The organism is Pseudoduganella violaceinigra DSM 15887 (assembly GCF_000425385.1).
GTDB classification, from domain to species: domain Bacteria; phylum Pseudomonadota; class Gammaproteobacteria; order Burkholderiales; family Burkholderiaceae_D; genus Rugamonas; species Rugamonas violaceinigra.
In genome coordinates, this window is sequence record NZ_KE384361.1 from 128,944 (window position 1) to 146,926 (window position 17,983).

Here is a 17,983-nt window from a genome sequence, read left to right on the forward strand (position 1 = left end):
GGGGCTCAGTCGGGGCTGCCTGCCGGTGCACTGAACCAGTCAGGCGCCAGGTGAATGAGGCGTTGGTGTGCCCCTATCGTGTAGTGCAGCCAGCCTCGAATGTAGTCGCAGGCGCCGCGTCCGCGCGCCAGCACCTCGTGATGGCAGCCGCCGCCGCACAGATAGCGCGCCCAGCAATTCGAACATGGCTGCTGCTGATGTACATGCCGTTCGCGCAGCCAGATCGCCTGCCGTGCGCGATCAACCCCGCTGTCCAGCGAGCCCATGGCGCCTTGTTCGTCGCCGACGAAGCGGTGGCAGGCGGACAGCTCGCCGTCGGCCGACACGCCGAAGTAGCCGGCGCCGGCGCCGCAAGGGTAGGGCCTGTGCGTCCCGCGCTGCAGTTCACGCAGCGCATTCTGCATGTTCATGAACGGATAGCGGCGCCCTTGCAGCACGTGCTGCTCGAACGCCAGGCCGCAGGCGATCATCGCTTCCAGCATCTCGGCCAGCTCGGCTTCGCCCATTTCAGCACGTCCGTTGGAGGCGCGCAGTAACGGCGAGAAACCGACGCTATGGAAGCCCATGCCGATGAACAGGTCAAGCGTAGCTGGCAGGTCCAGGTTGAACGGCGTGACGGTGACGCGCGCCGACACCTGCATCTGGCGCTGCAATGCCAATAACGGAGCAATGCGTTCCAGGATGCGGTCGAAGGAGCCTTTGCCACCTTTGAAAGGCCGCAGCCGGTTGTGCTGCTCGGCGGCGCCGTCCAGGCTGACGGTGACAGCGAAGCCATGCTCCTCGAAGAACTCGGCATCGTCCGGCTGCAGCAGCGTACCGTTGGTCGTGATGGAAAAACGGCAGTCAAGCTGGCGCAGGGCCGCCTGCCGGCTGGCGTAGCCGGTCACGCTGCGCAGCACTGCGCGGTTCGACAGCGGTTCGCCGCCCATGAAGGACAGGTTCACCTTGGCGCCCGGTGCTGCCTGCGACAGCAACAGGTCGACCGCCTTAAGCGCCTGCTGCTCCTCCATGCTCTTCGCCTTGTCGCCAAACTCGCCCTGCTGCGCATAGCAATAGGTGCAGCCGAGGTTGCACTTCTGCGCAATTGCCAGCGAGAGCGCATGCAGCGGCGGCGCCTCCAGCGGAGTGTCGTCGATCAGCGCCTCGGCGCGCAGGCCACAACTATCGACCAAGCCTTGCAGCAGGCCCGGATCGTCGCTGCCCAGCGCCGCCCGAAATTCCCCAGCCAGCTCGGGCGGCAGGTGGTACAGGCGCGTGCCGTTGACCATCAAGAGCTGCGCGCCCTGGGCGTCGTCGACCAGGTGGGCGTGGCGATGGCGCGGCTGCGAGGCCGCCGCGATGCGCTTGCTCAGCGCCCGCGCCAGGGTCGCACTTCCTGCCATGGCCTCAGGATTCATCGGCATCCTTGCCACGAATGATGAAACTCAGGTCCTCCTGCCAGGACTTGAACAGGTCGTCGTAGGAATAGAGCCGGGTGTCGGTGCGGTTGTCCGGGATGTAGGTGCCGGTGCGCTTCTTGGCGAACCACATGTCGCCACGCGACAAGCCGTTGACGCCCGGTTCGACGTTGACATAGTCGGGGCGCGACGCCGCCCAGTAGTAGCAAGCGCACTCGCGGTAGTCGTTCTGCCAGGGTGCGCACAGGCCCTGGGTCAGCTCGCCCGGCTGCAGCAGCGCCGGATTGAATGCCGCCGTGTCAGGTTCGAAGAAGATGCGCAAGCGCAGCTCCTCGGTGATAACGGGCGTGTCCGGGCCGGCCAGGACTTCCGTGCTGGCGTCGGTCTGGGCGGTGAACTCACAGGTAACCATCTGGCCCTGCAGATGCAGGATGCGGGCGATCGAGTTCGACCATTCCATGAAAGACACCGCGTTCGGATTGGCCGCCGAGGCGAGGGTGCCCGAGCTGCCGTCGGGGAAGACCGGCCCGGTCGTGTTGACCATGGTGCCGACCTCCAGTCCGGCGAAGCGTAGCAGGCGGCGCGTGACCAAGTGCTGGTATTCCGGCTCGGCGTCGATCACGTAGTTGTTGTTCTCCACCAGCACGATGCCTTCGAAGGCGCGCCGCCACAGGTTGCGGAAATCGAATTCCAGGCCGGGGAAGCAGTTGGATATCGCGCTGCGGGGCAGTATCGAGAACGGGTTGCCGGCGCCGCGGTGGTGGATTTGTGCGGTCAGATTATTGGCGCTCAGAGTGGGCGTTTTGGCGGCCATCACAGGTCTCCTGCAGGATTTTCGGGTTGGCTGAACATGGCGTTGCGGGCTGCCTTGACCACCATGTCGATATGGCGCCGGGTCAGGGTCAGGCCACGGCCGTCGGCACCGCGCATGAGGGCGGGCATCTTGCGCAGCGCAGTCGCCGACAGGTCGCCGATTTCCTCTGGCAAGCGTAGCGTCTGGGCGAACCACGGCGCGCCGCCGGCGGAGAGGGCGCTGAACACGCGCTCGTGCAGGGCGCGCAGCGCCAGGTTGTCGACCAGTGAGGCGGCGGCGATCGGCTCGTAATAGCGCTCGAAATCGCTGCTATTCTGGCGCACCATGGTGCTGGCCACGTTAAGGCGGCCGTTGACCGGATTGCCGTTCATGACTGCAGTGTTCATCAGCCGCACCGTTTCCAGCGCGCGCAGCACCAGTTCGGTGGCCTGTTCCAGCGACACTGCTTCCTCCTGCACGGCCGGGCCGTGCAGCAGCTGCTCCATCTCGTCGGAGACGACGCGGATCGGCAGCGTGTCCGGCGCGTAGGCCGGCGGACCGGCGCCGATGGTCGCCTGGGCCACCAGTGTGCTGCCGTCGGCCAGCGTCAGGACCACGCGCACCAGGCCGTCGCATTCATCGTCCAGGTAGCCCCAGCTGACCTGCTGGCCCTGCGCGTTGGCGTAGCCGGCGTAGATGCCGGCCGGATTCGTCAGCGTCGGGCCGCTGCCTTCCGTGTAATTGAGCCAATCGCCTCGCTCCGCGTCATATAGCACCAAGTCTTCGCTGTCGATGATCGGGTCGGGCACCAGCAGCGGGATGCCGTCCGCCTGCGGTTCCAGGCGCTGCATGCGGCTGCCGTAGACTTTGCCGGCGGCCGGCGTGTAGCGCAGGCGGATCTCCGGGTAGTCTTCGCTGGGCGCAATGAACTGCACATGGCCGAGCGGCAGCGTCTTGCCGGCCTTGAAGTTCTCGCACCAGCCTTCCAGCGCGTGACGGGCGTGGTCCTTCAGGCCGAACAGGTTGGCGTGGATCTGGTCGTTGCGGTTGTTGGTGCGGCGGTAGATTTTGATGTTGCCCAGCTCGACATCCCAGTGCAGGTTGGCCAGCGTCAGGCCTTCTGCGGCCAGCAAGTCTGCAGTCAACGCTTGCAACAGATCGGGTTCGGCACTGGTGCGCGCGAACACTTCAAGGAAGGGCGCGACCGGGCGCACCAGCTTGTCTTCGTCCTTGAAGCGGATCTTGTCGGGCACGTAGGCGCGCACGATGCGGCCGCTTACCGCGTCGACCTCGAAGCTCTCGCGCGGCACGATGCGGCGGTAGTTCATCGGACTGTCCGGATCGGTCTCCAGGTCGAAAGCTTCGAGCGGCTCGGCCGCGCCGCCCAGACGGGCCACAGCCAGCGGGGGCAGAATTCTCAGTTCCAGAATCGGCATCATGGTCTCCTAAATCAGGGCGGTGTCGATGGTGCCCGACAGGATGCGCAAGATCAGTTCGCGCATATTCCGGTCGGCCTCGCGCAGCGACGCCAGATAGGCGTGGCGGGACTCGGGCGCCAGCAACTGCAGCGCTTCGACCACGCTGGCCGACGCGGTCAGCAGGTCGAGGTGGCCGCGCCATTTATTGGCCTCGCCGAATGGGCTGTTGAGGGTGTAGGGCATCTGGAAGGGCGGTCCGGCAAAGCCGGCGGCCAGGTCGTCGGCCTTGACCGGTGACTGCATCAGGATCTCGGAGACGGCGCGCAGGTTGTACATTTCACCGAAGGTGGCGTTGACGATGGCGCCGCGCGGCGTGATGGCGCCAGCCGCGTTCAGGCCGCCGTACAGCGTGAAGCTGTGAATCAGATAGTTCAGCAGCATGCGGTAGCGGATATTGTGCAGCGTGGCCCACAGCGCCGACTCGGGATGAGTAATGCGCGTGGTGGCGCCGCCTTCATCGCTGCCCTCGTCATCTGGATCGAGCGAGACGTAGGGGTTGACGGCGACCTGGCGTGCCGGCGCCCAGGCTGCCCGTCCCGCAGGGCCCGCGGCGCGCAGGCCGGCCTTGCTTTCAGGCCGCAGCGCCTGCCATTGCGGCGCGGCGAAATCGGCCGGGCGGGCTGCGTTCCAGTGCTCGGCAGTCAGCGGCGTATGCTCGATCAGCTCACGCATTTCGACATAGATGCGCAGGAAGCGCACGAAGTGCGAGGCAGTGGTGCCGCTGGTTGCCTCACCCTGCTGGGCGATGGCGTGCAATGCGGCGACCATGTCGTCGCGGCAGGTCTGGGGCACCACCAGCACATCCGGGGTCTGGGTCGGCTGGCCAGTGGGGCGGCCGCGATGGCCACCCTGGTAGCCGCGGCCCCATTCGGCGAAGTCGGCCTGGGCCGGCAAGGTCGAGGCGTCGAAGGCTGCATCAGGAAGATAGTCGGGATCGGCCACCAGGGGGATCAGAGTGTTGAACAGGGCCGCCACCTGGTGCGGGTTGTCGGTCTGGGCGTGGACGCGGTCGCGGATCTCATCGCCCAGCGCCCCACCGTCCCAGTCGACCGGCGATTCGGCGTACACATACTTGGCCAGCGAGTCGAGCGTCAGCGGTTCGAGCATGAACGGGAAGGGATAAAACGGGGAGTCCCAGGGCTCATCCTCACGCTCCATATGCAGCGGCGAGCCGATCAAACGTAAGGAATTTTGCACCGAGATCAGGTGGCCCATTTCCTCCTTGGCGATGCCCAGTATGACCTCCTGCCAGGTGCGCACGCTGTCCCGAAACGCCTCGGGCACCTGCGGGCCGCCAAGCGAATAGGCGGCATACAGATATTGCACCATCAGGCAGTGCTCAATTTCGGCGTCGATCGACAGCAGGTACGTGATGTAATCGCGCGGCGAAAACTCCAGGTTCAGCGCAGGAGTGCCGGTTGCCTTGGCGCTTGCCGCCGGTGCAACCGTGCCGCGCAAGAGCCTTGCAGTGGTCGATGGCAGGCCTTGTTCGGTGCCGGTCTGCGGCAGGAAGGCTGAGGGAGCGCCGAGGTGGCGGCGGATCTGTGCAGCTCGCATTTCTTGTCCTTCTCGTGTCGGACATCCCGTGGGGATGCGTTGCAATAGGCGTCGGGGCAGGCGAAGCGTGCTTCGGCTGGAGTCGACGGCGTCAAATGACAGTAGCGTGATAAGGCAAACGAGAGAGCTAATGCGCCGCGTCGCGGACCGGTCTGAAAGCTTGCGTCAGGCTGGCTTTGGGAGGTGGCATGTCGGCGCCGCTTGGCGCGGGCTAACAGTGCAGCGAGTATCGCAATGACTTATTAAGTCTTCAACTATAAAAATTACCATGGTGGTGGAAATACCACCCGCAACGCTTGCATCATGGGCCAGCGCGAGGGATGACTTAGCGCGGCCATTGGGTTACTCGTCAGTGCGCATGTGTCAAGTGGGGGGGAAATGATTCGTGAACCAAAAAGGCTAGAATCGTGCATTACAGCTTTGTGGTAACGTCCGGTAATTCGCATAATCTATATTATGTAAAATACTAGGCGGATCAACAATGCCCCGTCGTAGCTATAACCAGTTGCAAGCTGATAGGTCGCGATTGCTTTGACACTTTCCCGCTAGTGGTAAGGAACATCCGCTATTGGTTTGTGATTCGCTTTGCACTGTAAGGAGACTTTTACTCCGGAGCCGAAACGATTGTCCCTAGTCATCGCGGCACTGGAACTCCTGCGCCCGTTAAAAGCTGGAAACGACAGTTATTCCCGTCCATAAAATCTGCCTGCCGTCTCTCCTGTGGCCTCCGTCGATTAGGCGCTTCCTGATGGGCGTCTTCCGCTTCTCAGGCCAACTTTTCTGCCTGTGCAACAGTCATGGTATTGTGTAACTTTGCTAATTCACAGGGAGGCAAAAATGGGACGTTATCGAGTCGCAGTTCGACTCCGGCAAGCCGAAAGCATCGATAGTCACGCGAATGCTGGACACGTTGCCGAAGGTTGCCGAGGCAGGCGTCGCGGTAGCAAAGCTTATTTCGCTTGCCCAGGGTAATCCACCCTAAATACCACTACAACCATTGAACCCGGCGCCGCCGGGTTCTTTAATATTCGTAACCCTCCTTCGGCATCGTGTTTAACGGAAGGCGCCTGAGACAGGTTTTCAATCCTTGGGATAGTCGTTATGACCAGAACGAAAAAACTGAGCTGTATAAAACATCGTTGCGATGCGCCGCCGCATTTAGGCGGCTTGTGTAAGGAGCATTTCGCTCAAGAGGAGCTTGAACGGAGAGCCTGCCAAGAAGCGCTGGACGCGCTCAATCGATCAGTCGTCGATGGCGCTCTACTCGCCAATATAGAACTCCGTGAGAAATTAACGGGCCTGCAAAAGTGGTGGCGCCGAGCATGTGATTCCATTAACTACGGCCGTCTAGACCCCGTCCTACGTGACGAGGCTGAGTTTGCTTGCGAATGGTTCATCTCCTTGGCTAAGGAAATTGTTGCAGCGGAGCGTGCTCTTAAGGCTGGCAAACAGCCGAGTGGCATGCTTGAATACACGAGCAATCAGGTATTTACGCGGCTCAGTAACTTAGAAAACGGACTTATGAGTAACGGTGTGAAGCGAGTCAGCTAGCATCCATTTCGCTGATGGGAAGGGCAACCAACTCCTCGCGCTCTCCCCGCTGCACTACCTTAATTCGCTGCCGCATCGACTTCGAGGGTATTGCTTAACAGGCTTGTTGACGGGCTATGATTAACGAATCCCGCAAGCCGCAATAACAAATTGATCGAAATGGCGTAACGTACGAGTTCTGATTCTCTACTCCGAAAACTCGACCTGGCGAATCAATGCAATATCGTTAGCGCCGAGATAGTTAAATACGTCAAGAAACGCATCCCGCATCGCCAGCTGAGCAGATTTTGCGTAGCGCCAAGCATGTCAAACCGACTAAACGCGGTGATCGTAGATGAATTGCCGAACCCGGCTCGTCGTTATTCGAGTGGCATCGGGATGCGCAGGATTGATCAAGACGTTATCCTCCTCGTTAATGATCACGGACGGCACGACTAACAATGCTGTTGTGCCTTTACTTAACCAAGTCGACCCAATCGAGCGAGACACCATCCCCTCAGGAACAACATTCCATCCAACAGGTAACGGCCTGGACACAGTGTCCCGCGCGGCCCAAATGTCGTCCGGAACATCGATGCGCACCAAGATTCGATTCCAAGGAAGTGCACCGCCTTTCGCAAAGTGGGCACGAGTTTCCCAAGCGGCCAGCGAAATGGACGTGGCAGCATAGGCTACATGTTCACCAGCCTGATTCCATCGCGAGCCACCCCTGTGGGCCGCCCCTTTTCCGGTCATGTCTTCCGCAGTCCAGCTAGTAGTGTCAGCGGCAATGCGCCATAGGCTGACCGTCATGCGGCAAGCCCTCCCCTCATCCGCTCGAGCACTTGCTCCACTGCTCGTTGTCCCTCAGGGTTGCGCAACATCTCGGCTGGCGACTTGTCTCCCAGTTCTGGGAGTTTTGTATGTATCCAACGCGAAAACCAGCCCTCAAGGTCGAAATTCCTCAGTTGCTCGGGGTCGCCGCTCTCATCTAACATTTTTCGTAAAGTGGCGAGCAGCCGGAGGTAGGCCATGATCCGATGACCGGCTACGTCTGGAAGGGGTTTTTTGGCAGCCTCGTTGCGCACGAACGTCGTCTGGGATACGCCTGCGAATCCCATGATGACCGAGGTAGACTCTCCAGTTGCTTTTGCAATTAGCTTCACGACGTTCGTGGGAACTCCTGCTTCCACCGCGTCATACAGTTGGACTCCTGGCGCTTCGCGAACACGGGCAACGAGGGCTCTCAACTGCTCGACTGAGGTCTTACTGGGGCCTCCTGCAGGGCTAGTTAATGTAGTCCAAAGCGAATGTCTCTTGGATTCGACGCCTCGATTTCGTGCCTCCTTTGTCTGATGGATAGGCTTCAAGTCATCTGCAAAGCTCATGGCAACACCCATTTGGTTGGACTCATACAGCCAAATGGTAAATCAAAATAGTGTGCGTCTCAATCAATGCATCACTTGGATTCCCAACAAGCGATCTGAAAGATGGATGCCAAAAAGATAATTTCAGCTAGCTTGCGCTGCGACGCCAGGCTTGAGTTCAAGGCGCAGGCACTGAACTGTGGGCTGTTCACGCAACCACGAAGGTGCTTGCCGAGGGCATTGAAAAGACCCTCGACGGAATTTCACCGTCGAATTCGGCGGCGGCCTGGTTCAAACGGTTGTCCGCTACCTGGACAGCCGCGACCGGTCACACGTACAGCCGCTCTGGCGCGTGGAGGAGTTGCTGCGCCGTCCTTGACGGACGGCTTTTTACGCCTCATTCAAACTCGCGACTTCAAACAACGGCAAGAAGATCGACCAGATGTACGCGCCCCAGCGCGATCAATTGCGCCTGACTGTTAAGCCATTTATCGAGTGGAACAGTGTTGACGCCGCCCCCGCTGCTGGAACTTTGCGAGATGAACAGGCCATGATCGTCTTGTCCCACCATCGTGATGTGGTCGATGTCTAACGGTCGTCCGCGATCCCAAGATTGGTAATCTGCTCGTCCGAGTATGTATATAAAAGGCCCGGCTTAGTTTCCAATCCGTATTCCGCCAGGATCTGGCGGCTTAGCAGATACACTCAACCGGAGCAATCCACCGAACCGCGGGCCTTCAACTCCGCCCAGGACTTGGCCTTGGTGCCGAGTGCATAATGGACGCCGTCGAATTCAACACTGTACCGCCGGATGATGTCCGCGGCCTTCTTCCGGTCGAGTGCTGCCAGCTTTGGCGCCGTTGCGTAGTGTTGAATTAGCCATTTTCGCCGCACCGCCCCGGACATGCCGGCGCAATGCCCCGTCTGCACCTTCACCTGGATCCACTCTTTTTTCGATACGGTCCCACTCTGCAAGATCCCCGTTACGCAGTTCCCCAATAATGGCCCCTCCAGGAGTGGCGCGCAGGTTCAATGCAGTTGCGACTGATTCAAGAAGCATGGTTTCTTGCTACCTTGATGAGGTTGAGCAAACAAACTTGACCACTGCTTCGGACACGCTGCCGGGTGCAACGTCAATCAGCAGCGCTTCTGAAAATGGCCACGCTTTGGACTTTATTAAACGACCGTCTTGTGAAAATTGATTTTCTTGAACGACACCATATCTATTCTCGGTACAGGATATATAGAAAATTTGCAATACTTCTCTTACCCCATCCTTCTGAGATTGCACATATCGAGCCCGAATCCAGGCCTTTTTGTACTGTCCACTACTTGCAATTGAATCTAAATCAATATCCGTCGAGAACGCATAGGAACGGCTACCGCCTGTGCTGCCCGCGACTTCCAACCACTGCGCAGCAACACAATGCGAAGAAGAGATGGCGGCGACCAATAGAAAGCACAGCCTCTTCATAGTCATTCTCCCGGGTTGGCCTAGCAGGCTGCTGAAATACTGATTTGCGTCATCTTCTGTCGAATTGCCGACCTCGTAAAACGAGCTACAAGCGATTTTTTCGACGTGTTCAAGGGTAAAGGCACCCTGACTCATGCCCAAACTGGGTGTGTTTCGGAGGTATTTCAGCAGCCTGCTAGTCGTTCATTGGAAACTAACCTATAAACCGCCGTCCTGCCATGGTTAGGAAAATTCAATAAAACCAAATTCAAGAATTGCCCAATTCCTGTACCACAAAGAATAATCTGATTTTCTTACTATCACTTTAGTAGAGGGGATGTTTTTGCTAGTGAGGCTCAGCAACTCACTTAGCTGATCTTCTGACAGTTGAGCACACGCCGTCGTAAGGTTCAACCCACTGCCGTTTTTAGCACTCTCCAAAAGCAAGGCAAAATGCTCGCCGGACACAACTCGATGAGATGGCATGAATTTCTTTCGGGAATCAACAATAGCTTGGCTCAATGCTTGCGGTAGCAGCGTATCCCTACCTGGTACGTATTCTATATTTGCACTGACATAATCCAAGGATCTTTGATAAAAAAAGGGGCTTAACGCCCGATTTCGACCGTTCGTCCCCCCTAAAAACTATATTCACTTCACTAGCATAAAACTCTGCGTGCCCCAGCATCAACTGCACGGTGCCGAGTTCGACGCCGTGGGCCAAGAACCTTGACGCCATAGTGCGCCTGCCGCTGTGCGAACTATTTCCCATGATCCTGGCAGCCCGGTACAACCCGGTAGGCCAAGGATCGCCTTGGCCATTACCGCGGCACCTCTGCCCCATAGATCACCCTTGACTCAGTGCTATTGAGGAGTCCACCTCTTCCGGATCCTCATTTTGAAAATCCTTGTGTCGGTGGGTCGATCCCGCCCCCGGCCACCAAGAAAATAGGGCGCCACCTCCCGGTGGCTTTTTTGCGTTTTGCGCATGAACGGCGCAAGGTAGAATAAATTTTCTACTTCATCTCGGTATTTGCTACTATGGCACGATCTTATTTCCCTAACGAGACCGGGCAGCCTATGCGCACAGCACTATTCCTAACCCTACTGAGTGGTGCTATGTCGGCACAGGCGGCCGAAAACTGGCTGCTGCAGATAGAACGCTGGGGCACCCCCTCCAATATGACGCTGCATTTGCAGGACGAAGGCGGCAAGCTAATCGGCACGCTCGATGGCGATGCACTGAACGGAACGCGAAAAGATGGACAGATGGTGCTAAACGTCATCGACAAGGACGGCCAGCGGTACCTGTACAAAGGCACTGCCACCGCTGACCGCCTGCAAGGCGTCGCGGATTTCCCTGATACGAATGACTCTGCGGCCCGCGCCCAACATTCCTTCCGTGCGCGCCGCCTGCCGGATCGCACTGCCAATGCGTCGCAGCGGCATGAATACGCACCCAAAGATTATTCGAACGAATTCAGCTCGACCCGCCTGCCGGTGTTGACGGTCTGGCCCGGCGATACTATCCATACCACCACCATAGATTCTGGCGGCGTCGATGAACGCGGTGTAACGCGCGCGCTGTACGGCAATCCGCAGACCGGCCCGTTCTTCGTGATGGGGGCGGAAGCCGGCGACACCCTGGTGATCCACCTCCTCAAACTGAAGTTGAACCGCGACTATGCGGACAGCCTGGACGCCATCGTCGGCCGCGCGCAGTCCACCGACCTTGCGACACGGGCCAGCAAATTAGGCGCGCCCGTACGCTGGAAGCTGGACCGCGAACGAGGCTTGGCCAGCCCGGCCCACGCCAGCGAGGCCTTGCGCGGCTTGGCTGTGCCGGTGCGGCCGATGCTGGGCGGGCTGGCTGTCGCTCCGCCCGATGGTCCTGCCGTCTCCACCGGCGACACTGGCCGCTTCGGTGGCAATATGGATTTCAACGAAGTTGTCGAGGGCAATACGGTCTACCTGCCGGTGCAGCAGCCCGGTGCCCTGCTCTATCTCGGCGATGCGCATGCGCTGCAGGGCGACGGCGAGACCTCGCAGTACGCGCTTGAAACGTCGATGGATGTCGAGTTCAGGGTGGAGCTCATCAAAAGCAAGGCGATCGGCATGCCACGCGTGGAATCGCCAACACACATCATGACGCTCGGTCAGGCCGGCTCATTGGACGATGCCCTGCGCGCGGCGACTGCAGGCATGACGCAATGGCTACAGCAGGATTATGGCCTCAGTCTTTCCGAGAGTGCGGTGGTGCTAGGTAGCGCGGCTCAGTACTCGGTCGCCAATCTGGCTGGCCGAAGCGTCGGCATCGCCGCCAAAATCAAAAAGAACCTGCTGCCACCATGGAATCAATAAGTTGTGGCTGATCGAGCGCTCTGAACGGGTAACGGCCTGGACACGGTGTCGCGCACGGCCCAAATATCGTCCAGAACTTCGATGCGCACCAAGATTCGATTTTAAGGAAGTGCACCGCCTTTCGCAAAGTGGGCACGAGTTTCCCAAGCGGCCAGCGAAATGGACGTGGCAGCATAGGCTGCATGTTCACTAGCCTGATGTCGTAAAGTGGCGAGCAGCCGGAGGTAGGCCATGATCCGATGACCCGCTACGTCTGGAAGGGTTTTTTTTGCCAGCCTCGTCGCGCACGAACGTCGTCTGGGATACGCCTGCGAATCCCAGAATGACCGAGTTAGATTCTCCAGTTGCTTTTGCAATTAGCTTCACGACGTTCGTGGGAACTCCTGCCTCCACCGCGTCATACAGTTGGACTCCTGGCGCTGCGCGAACACGGGCAACAAGGGCTCTCAACTGCTCGACTGAGTTCTTACTGGCGCCTCCTGCAGGGCCGGTTGACGTAGTCCAAAGCGAATGTCTCTTGGGTTCGACGCCTCGATTTCGTACCTCCTTTGTCTGACAGAGAGGCTTCAAGCCTTCTGCAAAGCTCATGGCGCGTCTCAATCAATCACAATGCATCTCTTCGATTCCCAACAGGCGATCTGAACGGTGGATGCTAAAAAAATAATTTCGGCTAGAATGCCGGACAATCAAATTTAGATACCGAGAGTTACACTTGGCTGACAATACACCCCTGCTGGCACAGCAACTTCTTGAGTGGGTCCGGGACAAGGTTCACGGCAACAATATCGAGCGTGATCAGGTGCTGGCAACTGCCAGCGCCGTTGCACCGGCAACGATTACATGTTTGGTGAGCTGGCGTTTCAGCGGCGTCGTCAAGAACGAACGGTTTGAAGGCGCCAGGCAAGCCAATGGCGGACATTACGGCTACGACCAGCACGCTTTCCAGCAAGCGCTCAGCCAACTTAATGTACAGGCGGCCACAGACCAAGGACTCCGGAAGAATTTTCTTGATAGTATTCGCGACGCTTCCGCAAGTTCGCTGGCCTGGGCTGCCGCCGCCCGTGACATCGCCACCCTTCCCTCTATTTCTGTATGCGAAGAATGTCAAAGCTGCCAAGGGCATGGCAACATCTCGTGCCCTGCTTGTGCAGGTCAAGGGAAAGTCCACTGCCACTTTTGCCATGGCCGCGGGTACAACTTCGTCGACGTCCACTATCAGAACGGTAACCAGACCATTCGGCGCCAGGAAAAGGAACTGTGTCTTCATTGTGAGCACCACAGCGGCAGGACCTACTGCCGGGGATGCAATGGAGCCGGCGCCAATCGCTGTCAGATCTGCCAGGGGCATGGCTGCTCTACCCATGTCAGCCATGTGAGTGCGATTGCCACGCCTTCCTGGAATACGACAGTGGTCGGCGATATTGAACCGGTGGGACTGGCGCGTTTCGTGTCGGATTGTGGTCCTAAAGTGGCGCGCCAGTCGTTTCCGTTCACGCTAAGCGGCGGCGGAACATACGACGCCGATAACCGTTGGCAGGTCCGTTATTGCGCTGAGACGCAGGTGACCAGGCTTGATTTCAAGGCGCTGGCACTGAATTATACGATCGTCGGCGTGGGTGAAGAGCCTCGACCGTTTATCCGGCCGGCCATATTTGATGAGCTCTTTAGCGAAGAATTGGCGCAACTCGCCAAGCTGCGCAGTTCTGTGGGCTTGCTGTTGACGCAACCACAAATGCACCAGCTCTTTGCCCACTATCGCTCCTTGCCGGCGCTTAACAGCGCTCTGAACACTGCAGCGCAATCGACAGACAAGACGGCAAAGCGCTTTTACGATGCAGTCAATCAACGGCTGGAGAATATGATCAGCCGTGAAAAGGCGAAGGTGCTTGCCGAGGGCATCGAAAAGACCCTCGATGGCATTTCGCCGGCGAATTCGGCGGCGGCCTGGTTCAATGTCATGTTGCCGGCTTTGGTCGTGTTCGCGGTCGTGTCGTCAATATATTCTGAGGATCAACTGAGCGGCTTCGAGTGCTTCCTGCGCACGGGGCTCTTTGCCGTTCTCGCGATCGTCGCTGCCTTGATCTATTCGCCGCTGCCCTGGTTGGCGAGCAAAGTCACCAGCTATTTGCAACGATTAAAAGTTCCGGCCGCCTATCGCCAAAGGCCTCGCAACTGGGAGCACCTGCCGAGCTTCCTTTTGCTTGCGTTTGTCTCGTCGTTTGTCGGCAGTGGATATGGGCACTTCGCTTTCCGCCATAATTGGCCGTTGGTGACGCCCTATTTGGCGAAGGTGCCAAGTATTGCACGTTGGCTCCCGGGCATACATCCGGTCTCAACGGGTGTGGCGCGGCCCTAATCGCAATTTTTTGGACACAGAGCAGGAGGTGCGAATGATCCGAGAAATCCCGATCCTGCTCAATTCGAAGTGCTTTCAAGTTGGCGCGCCTGACGGCAGGCTGGGCGAAGCGATCATGCAGCAAATTGTAGGCTGCCACTTGTCGCACGTACAGCCCCTCTGGCGCATAGAGGAGTTGCTGCGCCGTCCTTGACGGACGGCTTTTTACGCCTCATTCAAGCTCGCGACTTCAAGCAACGGCAAGAAGATCGACCAGATGTACGCGCCCCAGCGCGATCAATTGCGCCTGACTGTTAAGCCATTTATCGAGCGGAACTGTGTTGACGCCGCCCCCGCTGCTGGAACTTTGCGAGATGAACAGGCCATGATCGTCTTGTCCCACCATCGTGATATGGTCGATGTCCAACGGCCGGCCACGATCCCACGAGTATTCCTTGAAGTCGATGCCGATCAGCGTACCGGGTACAAAGTGCTCCTTCTTCAGGTAGTGGCCAGCGATGATCGCTTCTGTGTTCTTTCCTATATTGGTGATCTGCTCGTCCGAGTATGTATATAAAAGGCCCGGCTTAGTTTCCAATCCGTATTCCGCCAGGATCTGGCGGCTTAGCAGATACACCCAACCGGAGCAATCCACCGAACCGCGGGCCTTCAACTCCTCCCAGGACTTGGCCTTGGTGCCGAGTGAGTAATGCACACCGTCGAATTCAACGCTGTACCGTCGGATGATGTCGGCGGCCTTCTTCCGGTCGACCGCTGCCAGCTTTGGCGCCGTTGCGTAGTGCTGGATTAGCCATTTTCGCCGCACTGCGCCGGACATGCCAGCGCAATGCCCCGTCTGCACCTTCACCTGGATCCACTCTTTTTCGATACGGTCCCACTCAGCAAGATCCCCGTTACGCAGTTCCCCAATAATGGCCCCACCAGGCGTGGCGCGCAGGTTCAATGCAGTTGCGACTGATTCAAGAAGCATGGTTTTCTCCTCATCGGATACGGCATCAACGGAATTCGGCTTCCCGGTGAATCTCATGTCGAGATGATTCGGATGATGAATGCCCCGGGAAGCCAAGCAAAATGCTCGATGCAGGACGACCAGCGCTGGTAAATACGTCAGCTGGAGGGACAGAAAGCAATCCTGGAGAGGACTGCGAAGCAGGCGGATTTCGCCCTTTTTATTAGATGAAATTTGCGGAATATCAATATCTGGAGGCCGAGTATATGCCTCGATCGATGGCGAAAATATCATCAATTATCACCTCTGTTGCTAATTCGGCGTGAAGGCTCCCACATTGGAAAAGGCCATCGGGAGGTCTTCATTTTGTGGGGCTTGCTCAATCGTGTTGGCAAACATAGTAACTATTAGTTATCATTCAAGCTTGCTAATGTAGTAACCAAAACCCACCCATTCCCCCTCATCCGTGCCCATTGCACGCGTGATGCGGGATCAGGCGCGTGTTCTGCCGCCACTATCAACGACGTGATCCCGGACTACCCGGATTGCATCAAACACTATTGGCAACAAACCCGGTTAAACCTGGCGCAAGCCGGGAGGCTTTTGCATATCTCAACAATCAAGGAATCACAGATGAAATTAACGAAGCTGATCAAGCTTGGCACAATCGCCTGCGCAATCAGCGCCATCGGCGCGGTCGCCAGCATTACACCTGTCGCATTTGCCGGCAGCCTGGACGGCGCATCGGCCAAGCTGCCGGCTGGCTACGCGCCAGCCACCATCATGGTCAAACTGCGCGCCCAGGCAGGCACTGCGCAGCAGCGGGAAGCGGCGGAAAACCAGTTCGCCGTCGACATGCTGAAAAACCTCGGCGTGCGCCTGGTGCGCATCGAAACGCTGCCGTCCGGTGCGACCCATTACCAGGTATATCGTGCAACCCCGGGTAAAGTTGCGACCGCGGGCATCGAAGCAAATCGCCTGAACTACAGCGAGCTGACGGCCTTTATCGGCGCCCTGAAAAAGCAATCCCAGGTCGAGTATGTTGAAAGCGGTGGCAACGGCCGCCTGCAGTTCGCGCCAAATGACCCGGCGTATGTGAAATACCAAAAGTCCAATCTCGCCAGCATCAACGCCGAAGCCGGCTGGGACATCGCCCGCGAAGGCTCGCCGGTTGTGGTAGCCGTGATCGATTCGGGCATCGTGCAGCACGAAGAGTTCGGTGCACGCCGCCTGCCAGGTTGCGACATGCTGGCCGCGAACTGCGGTCTGCGCGGACGCGATATCGCCTTTGGCACGGCCAATGCGGAAAGCTGGCACGGCACGCAGGTAGCGGGCATCATCGCCGCCGCCAATAATAATGGACTGGGTATCGCTGGCATCAGCAATTCCGTCAACTTGCTGCCGGTACGGGTCACCGACCGCAGCAGCCGCAGCTTCACCGTCGCCGATGCGGCCAAAGGCATTCTTTGGGCCGCAGGTGTTCCGGGAACGGCCGGCGAAATCATGGGGCCGGACGGCAAAACGCCTCAGCCTCGCAATGCTTTCCCTGCCAAGGTGATCAACGTCAGCCTGGGTGGAGATAGCGGCCCTTGCTCGCGCGAATACCAGAATGCGATCGACAAAGCCCGAAGCGTAGGCGCCGTCGTGGTGGTGGCAGCCGGTAACCAGGGCGAAGACATCTCCAACTGGCAACCGGCAAACTGCAAGAACGTGGTGGTGGTTGGCGGCGTGTCGAACAATGCATATTTTTGGCAAAGCAATTTCGGCACTGGTGTCAGCCTGAGCGCTCCAAGCGTAGGTATCCACACCACGACCGCCTCGCCGGAGAGCGACGGCAGCGGAATCAGCTCTTACTACACCTATCAACTGCCGACCGGCGCCGGCAAAGGCGGCGATGGCAGCACTGGAACCAGTTTCGCAGCGCCGCACGTGTCGGGCGCCCTGGCCCTGATGCTGTCCTACCGCCCCACCCTGTTCCCGGCCAACCAGATTGGCGACGAGGCTGTCAAAGTGCTGCTGCAGACCGTATCGCCAATTCCGGCCGGTGCCGCAACGCCGAAAGGCACGCCTTGCGGTACCGGCAGCAACGCAGTTTGCGGCGCAGGTGTCCTGAACCTGGGCGCGGCGATGAAGAAGTGGGCCTCGCTGACCGGTCCAAGCTGCTCCCTGTCCGCCAGCACCGGCGTGGTCCCGGCAAACGGAGCGGTGACCTGGACGATCAATGGCACCTCGTTGCCAGCGGGCTCCACCGCATACTGGTATGGCAGCAAAAATGGCATGACCGACGTAAATGGGCTGTATGCCGGCGCCGTTCCATACCAGACCAGCGAAACGAATGCGGTAGGCATGGAAGGCAGCTATGTCCGCCGCGCCGAGATCCGCAACCCGCAAGGCCAGGCTGTCTGCACCACCAATGCGGTGACCGTGCAATTCCAGCAAGCTGCGCCAAGCTGCTCGCTGAGCGTCAGCACCCGCAATGTGGCACTGGGCGGCAGCTATACCTTCACTGTCTCGGGCAATAACCTGCCCGCCGGTGCTCAGGGCTATTGGTATGGCAGCAAGGACGGTACCACCGACGTTGTAGCGCAAGACGCAGGCGCTGTTCCTGGCTCCTACAGCTACACCTACCAGCAAGCGGCCTGGCATGGCGCGTACTACCGCTATATGCAAATCCGTTCTGGCGCTAATACCGTTTGCACCACCAACGGCGTAACCGTCAACCTGCAATAAATAAAGGGGGCT

At 58.7% G+C, this 17,983-nt stretch carries 16 protein-coding genes; 6 read left to right on the forward strand and 10 right to left on the reverse strand.

Annotation, left to right across the window (positions count from 1 at the left end):
• Window positions 1-5: 5 nt before the first annotated feature.
• The 4 genes from H597_RS0128400 to H597_RS0128415 are packed head-to-tail and all read right to left on the reverse strand — an operon-like array spanning window position 6 to window position 5,225.
• Window positions 6-1,397: a radical SAM/SPASM domain-containing protein gene (locus H597_RS0128400; RefSeq protein ID WP_028105107.1), complete on the reverse strand. Its 1,392-nt coding sequence runs from the start codon at window positions 1,395-1,397 to the stop codon at window positions 6-8.
• Window positions 1,387-2,211: a hypothetical protein gene (locus tag H597_RS0128405; RefSeq protein WP_035375428.1), complete on the reverse strand. Its 825-nt coding sequence runs from the start codon at window positions 2,209-2,211 to the stop codon at window positions 1,387-1,389. Before H597_RS0128405 ends, H597_RS0128400 begins: the two co-directional genes overlap by 11 nt.
• Complete coding sequence (locus H597_RS0128410) at window positions 2,211-3,629, reverse strand: hypothetical protein (protein ID WP_229632268.1); 1,419 nt, start codon at window positions 3,627-3,629, stop codon at window positions 2,211-2,213. The genes H597_RS0128405 and H597_RS0128410 overlap by 1 nt, the downstream gene beginning before the upstream one ends.
• Before the next feature lie 6 nt (window positions 3,630-3,635).
• The gene (locus H597_RS0128415; protein ID WP_028105110.1) at window positions 3,636-5,225 is read right to left on the reverse strand and encodes a ferritin-like domain-containing protein; all 1,590 of its coding nucleotides are present in this window, start codon (window positions 5,223-5,225) and stop codon (window positions 3,636-3,638) included.
• Between the two features lie 1,101 nt (window positions 5,226-6,326).
• On the opposite strand from H597_RS0128415, the gene H597_RS0128420 reads away from it, so the two are divergent.
• The gene (locus tag H597_RS0128420; protein WP_154668317.1) at window positions 6,327-6,776 is read left to right on the forward strand and encodes a hypothetical protein; all 450 of its coding nucleotides are present in this window, start codon (window positions 6,327-6,329) and stop codon (window positions 6,774-6,776) included.
• A 315-nt stretch (window positions 6,777-7,091) separates the two neighbouring features.
• Here the strand turns inward: H597_RS0128420 and H597_RS34495 are convergent, their stop codons facing one another.
• Together H597_RS34495 and H597_RS0128425 are read right to left on the reverse strand one after the other, a co-directional pair.
• On the reverse strand, window positions 7,092-7,568 hold the full coding sequence (locus H597_RS34495) for an RES family NAD+ phosphorylase (protein ID WP_083941337.1): 477 nt from the start codon (window positions 7,566-7,568) through the stop codon (window positions 7,092-7,094).
• A complete protein-coding gene (locus H597_RS0128425; protein WP_028105112.1) occupies window positions 7,565-8,155 on the reverse strand; it encodes an antitoxin Xre/MbcA/ParS toxin-binding domain-containing protein in 591 nt (196 codons plus the stop codon). Before H597_RS0128425 ends, H597_RS34495 begins: the two co-directional genes overlap by 4 nt.
• 409 nt (window positions 8,156-8,564) lie before the next feature.
• Here H597_RS0128425 and H597_RS35765 point away from each other — a divergent pair, with 409 nt between their 5' ends.
• Window positions 8,565-8,714, forward strand: coding sequence for a hypothetical protein (locus tag H597_RS35765; protein ID WP_154668318.1), 150 nt, complete (start codon window positions 8,565-8,567; stop codon window positions 8,712-8,714).
• 113 nt (window positions 8,715-8,827) lie between these two features.
• Here the strand turns inward: H597_RS35765 and H597_RS0128440 are convergent, their stop codons facing one another.
• The 3 genes from H597_RS0128440 to H597_RS35275 form a co-directional block, all read right to left on the reverse strand.
• Entirely contained in the window at window positions 8,828-9,121 is a 294-nt protein-coding gene (locus H597_RS0128440) for a hypothetical protein (RefSeq protein ID WP_028105113.1), read from the reverse strand.
• Between the two features lie 70 nt (window positions 9,122-9,191).
• Window positions 9,192-9,596 carry a surface-adhesin E family protein gene (locus tag H597_RS35270; RefSeq protein ID WP_154668320.1) on the reverse strand — a complete coding sequence of 135 codons (405 nt, stop codon included), beginning with the start codon at window positions 9,594-9,596 and terminating at the stop codon, window positions 9,192-9,194.
• 222 nt (window positions 9,597-9,818) lie between these two features.
• A complete protein-coding gene (locus H597_RS35275) occupies window positions 9,819-10,160 on the reverse strand; it encodes a hypothetical protein (protein ID WP_154668321.1) in 342 nt (113 codons plus the stop codon).
• A gap of 534 nt (window positions 10,161-10,694) precedes the next feature.
• Between H597_RS35275 and H597_RS0128445 the strand changes: the two genes are divergently transcribed.
• The 3 genes from H597_RS0128445 (at window position 10,695) to H597_RS35285 (ending at window position 14,485) form a co-directional block, all read left to right on the forward strand.
• On the forward strand, window positions 10,695-11,936 hold the full coding sequence (locus H597_RS0128445; protein ID WP_083941338.1) for an acetamidase/formamidase family protein: 1,242 nt from the start codon (window positions 10,695-10,697) through the stop codon (window positions 11,934-11,936).
• Window positions 11,937-12,648: 712 nt separating this feature from the next.
• Window positions 12,649-14,292: a zinc finger-like domain-containing protein gene (locus H597_RS35280; protein WP_154668322.1), complete on the forward strand. Its 1,644-nt coding sequence runs from the start codon at window positions 12,649-12,651 to the stop codon at window positions 14,290-14,292.
• Between the two features lie 34 nt (window positions 14,293-14,326).
• Window positions 14,327-14,485: a hypothetical protein gene (locus H597_RS35285; protein WP_154668323.1), complete on the forward strand. Its 159-nt coding sequence runs from the start codon at window positions 14,327-14,329 to the stop codon at window positions 14,483-14,485.
• Between the two features lie 36 nt (window positions 14,486-14,521).
• On the opposite strand, the gene H597_RS0128465 is transcribed toward H597_RS35285, so the two are convergent.
• Entirely contained in the window at window positions 14,522-15,535 is a 1,014-nt protein-coding gene (locus H597_RS0128465) for a hypothetical protein (RefSeq protein ID WP_154668324.1), read from the reverse strand.
• A 339-nt stretch (window positions 15,536-15,874) separates the two neighbouring features.
• Between H597_RS0128465 and H597_RS33650 the strand changes: the two genes are divergently transcribed.
• Complete coding sequence (locus H597_RS33650) at window positions 15,875-17,971, forward strand: S8 family serine peptidase (RefSeq protein ID WP_051294176.1); 2,097 nt, start codon at window positions 15,875-15,877, stop codon at window positions 17,969-17,971.
• Window positions 17,972-17,983: the final 12 nt, after the last annotated feature.

Bases quoted from the DNA above. Each gene is read 5' to 3' on its own strand.
- H597_RS0128400 (WP_028105107.1), bottom strand. From the start codon at position 1,397: ATGAATCCTGAGGCCATGGCAGGAAGTGCGACCCTGGCGCGGGCGCTG.
- H597_RS0128405 (WP_035375428.1), bottom strand. From the start codon at position 2,211: ATGGCCGCCAAAACGCCCACTCTGAGCGCCAATAATCTGACCGCACAA.
- H597_RS0128410 (WP_229632268.1), bottom strand. From the start codon at position 3,629: ATGATGCCGATTCTGGAACTGAGAATTCTGCCCCCGCTGGCTGTGGCC.
- H597_RS0128415 (WP_028105110.1), bottom strand. From the start codon at position 5,225: ATGCGAGCTGCACAGATCCGCCGCCACCTCGGCGCTCCCTCAGCCTTC.
- H597_RS0128420 (WP_154668317.1), top strand. From the start codon at position 6,327: ATGACCAGAACGAAAAAACTGAGCTGTATAAAACATCGTTGCGATGCG.
- H597_RS34495 (WP_083941337.1), bottom strand. From the start codon at position 7,568: ATGACGGTCAGCCTATGGCGCATTGCCGCTGACACTACTAGCTGGACT.
- H597_RS0128425 (WP_028105112.1), bottom strand. From the start codon at position 8,155: ATGGGTGTTGCCATGAGCTTTGCAGATGACTTGAAGCCTATCCATCAG.
- H597_RS35765 (WP_154668318.1), top strand. From the start codon at position 8,565: ATGTACGCGCCCCAGCGCGATCAATTGCGCCTGACTGTTAAGCCATTT.
- H597_RS35270 (WP_154668320.1), bottom strand. From the start codon at position 9,596: ATGAAGAGGCTGTGCTTTCTATTGGTCGCCGCCATCTCTTCTTCGCAT.
- H597_RS0128445 (WP_083941338.1), top strand. From the start codon at position 10,695: ATGTCGGCACAGGCGGCCGAAAACTGGCTGCTGCAGATAGAACGCTGG.
- H597_RS35285 (WP_154668323.1), top strand. From the start codon at position 14,327: ATGATCCGAGAAATCCCGATCCTGCTCAATTCGAAGTGCTTTCAAGTT.
- H597_RS0128465 (WP_154668324.1), bottom strand. From the start codon at position 15,535: ATGATATTTTCGCCATCGATCGAGGCATATACTCGGCCTCCAGATATT.
- H597_RS33650 (WP_051294176.1), top strand. From the start codon at position 15,875: ATGAAATTAACGAAGCTGATCAAGCTTGGCACAATCGCCTGCGCAATC.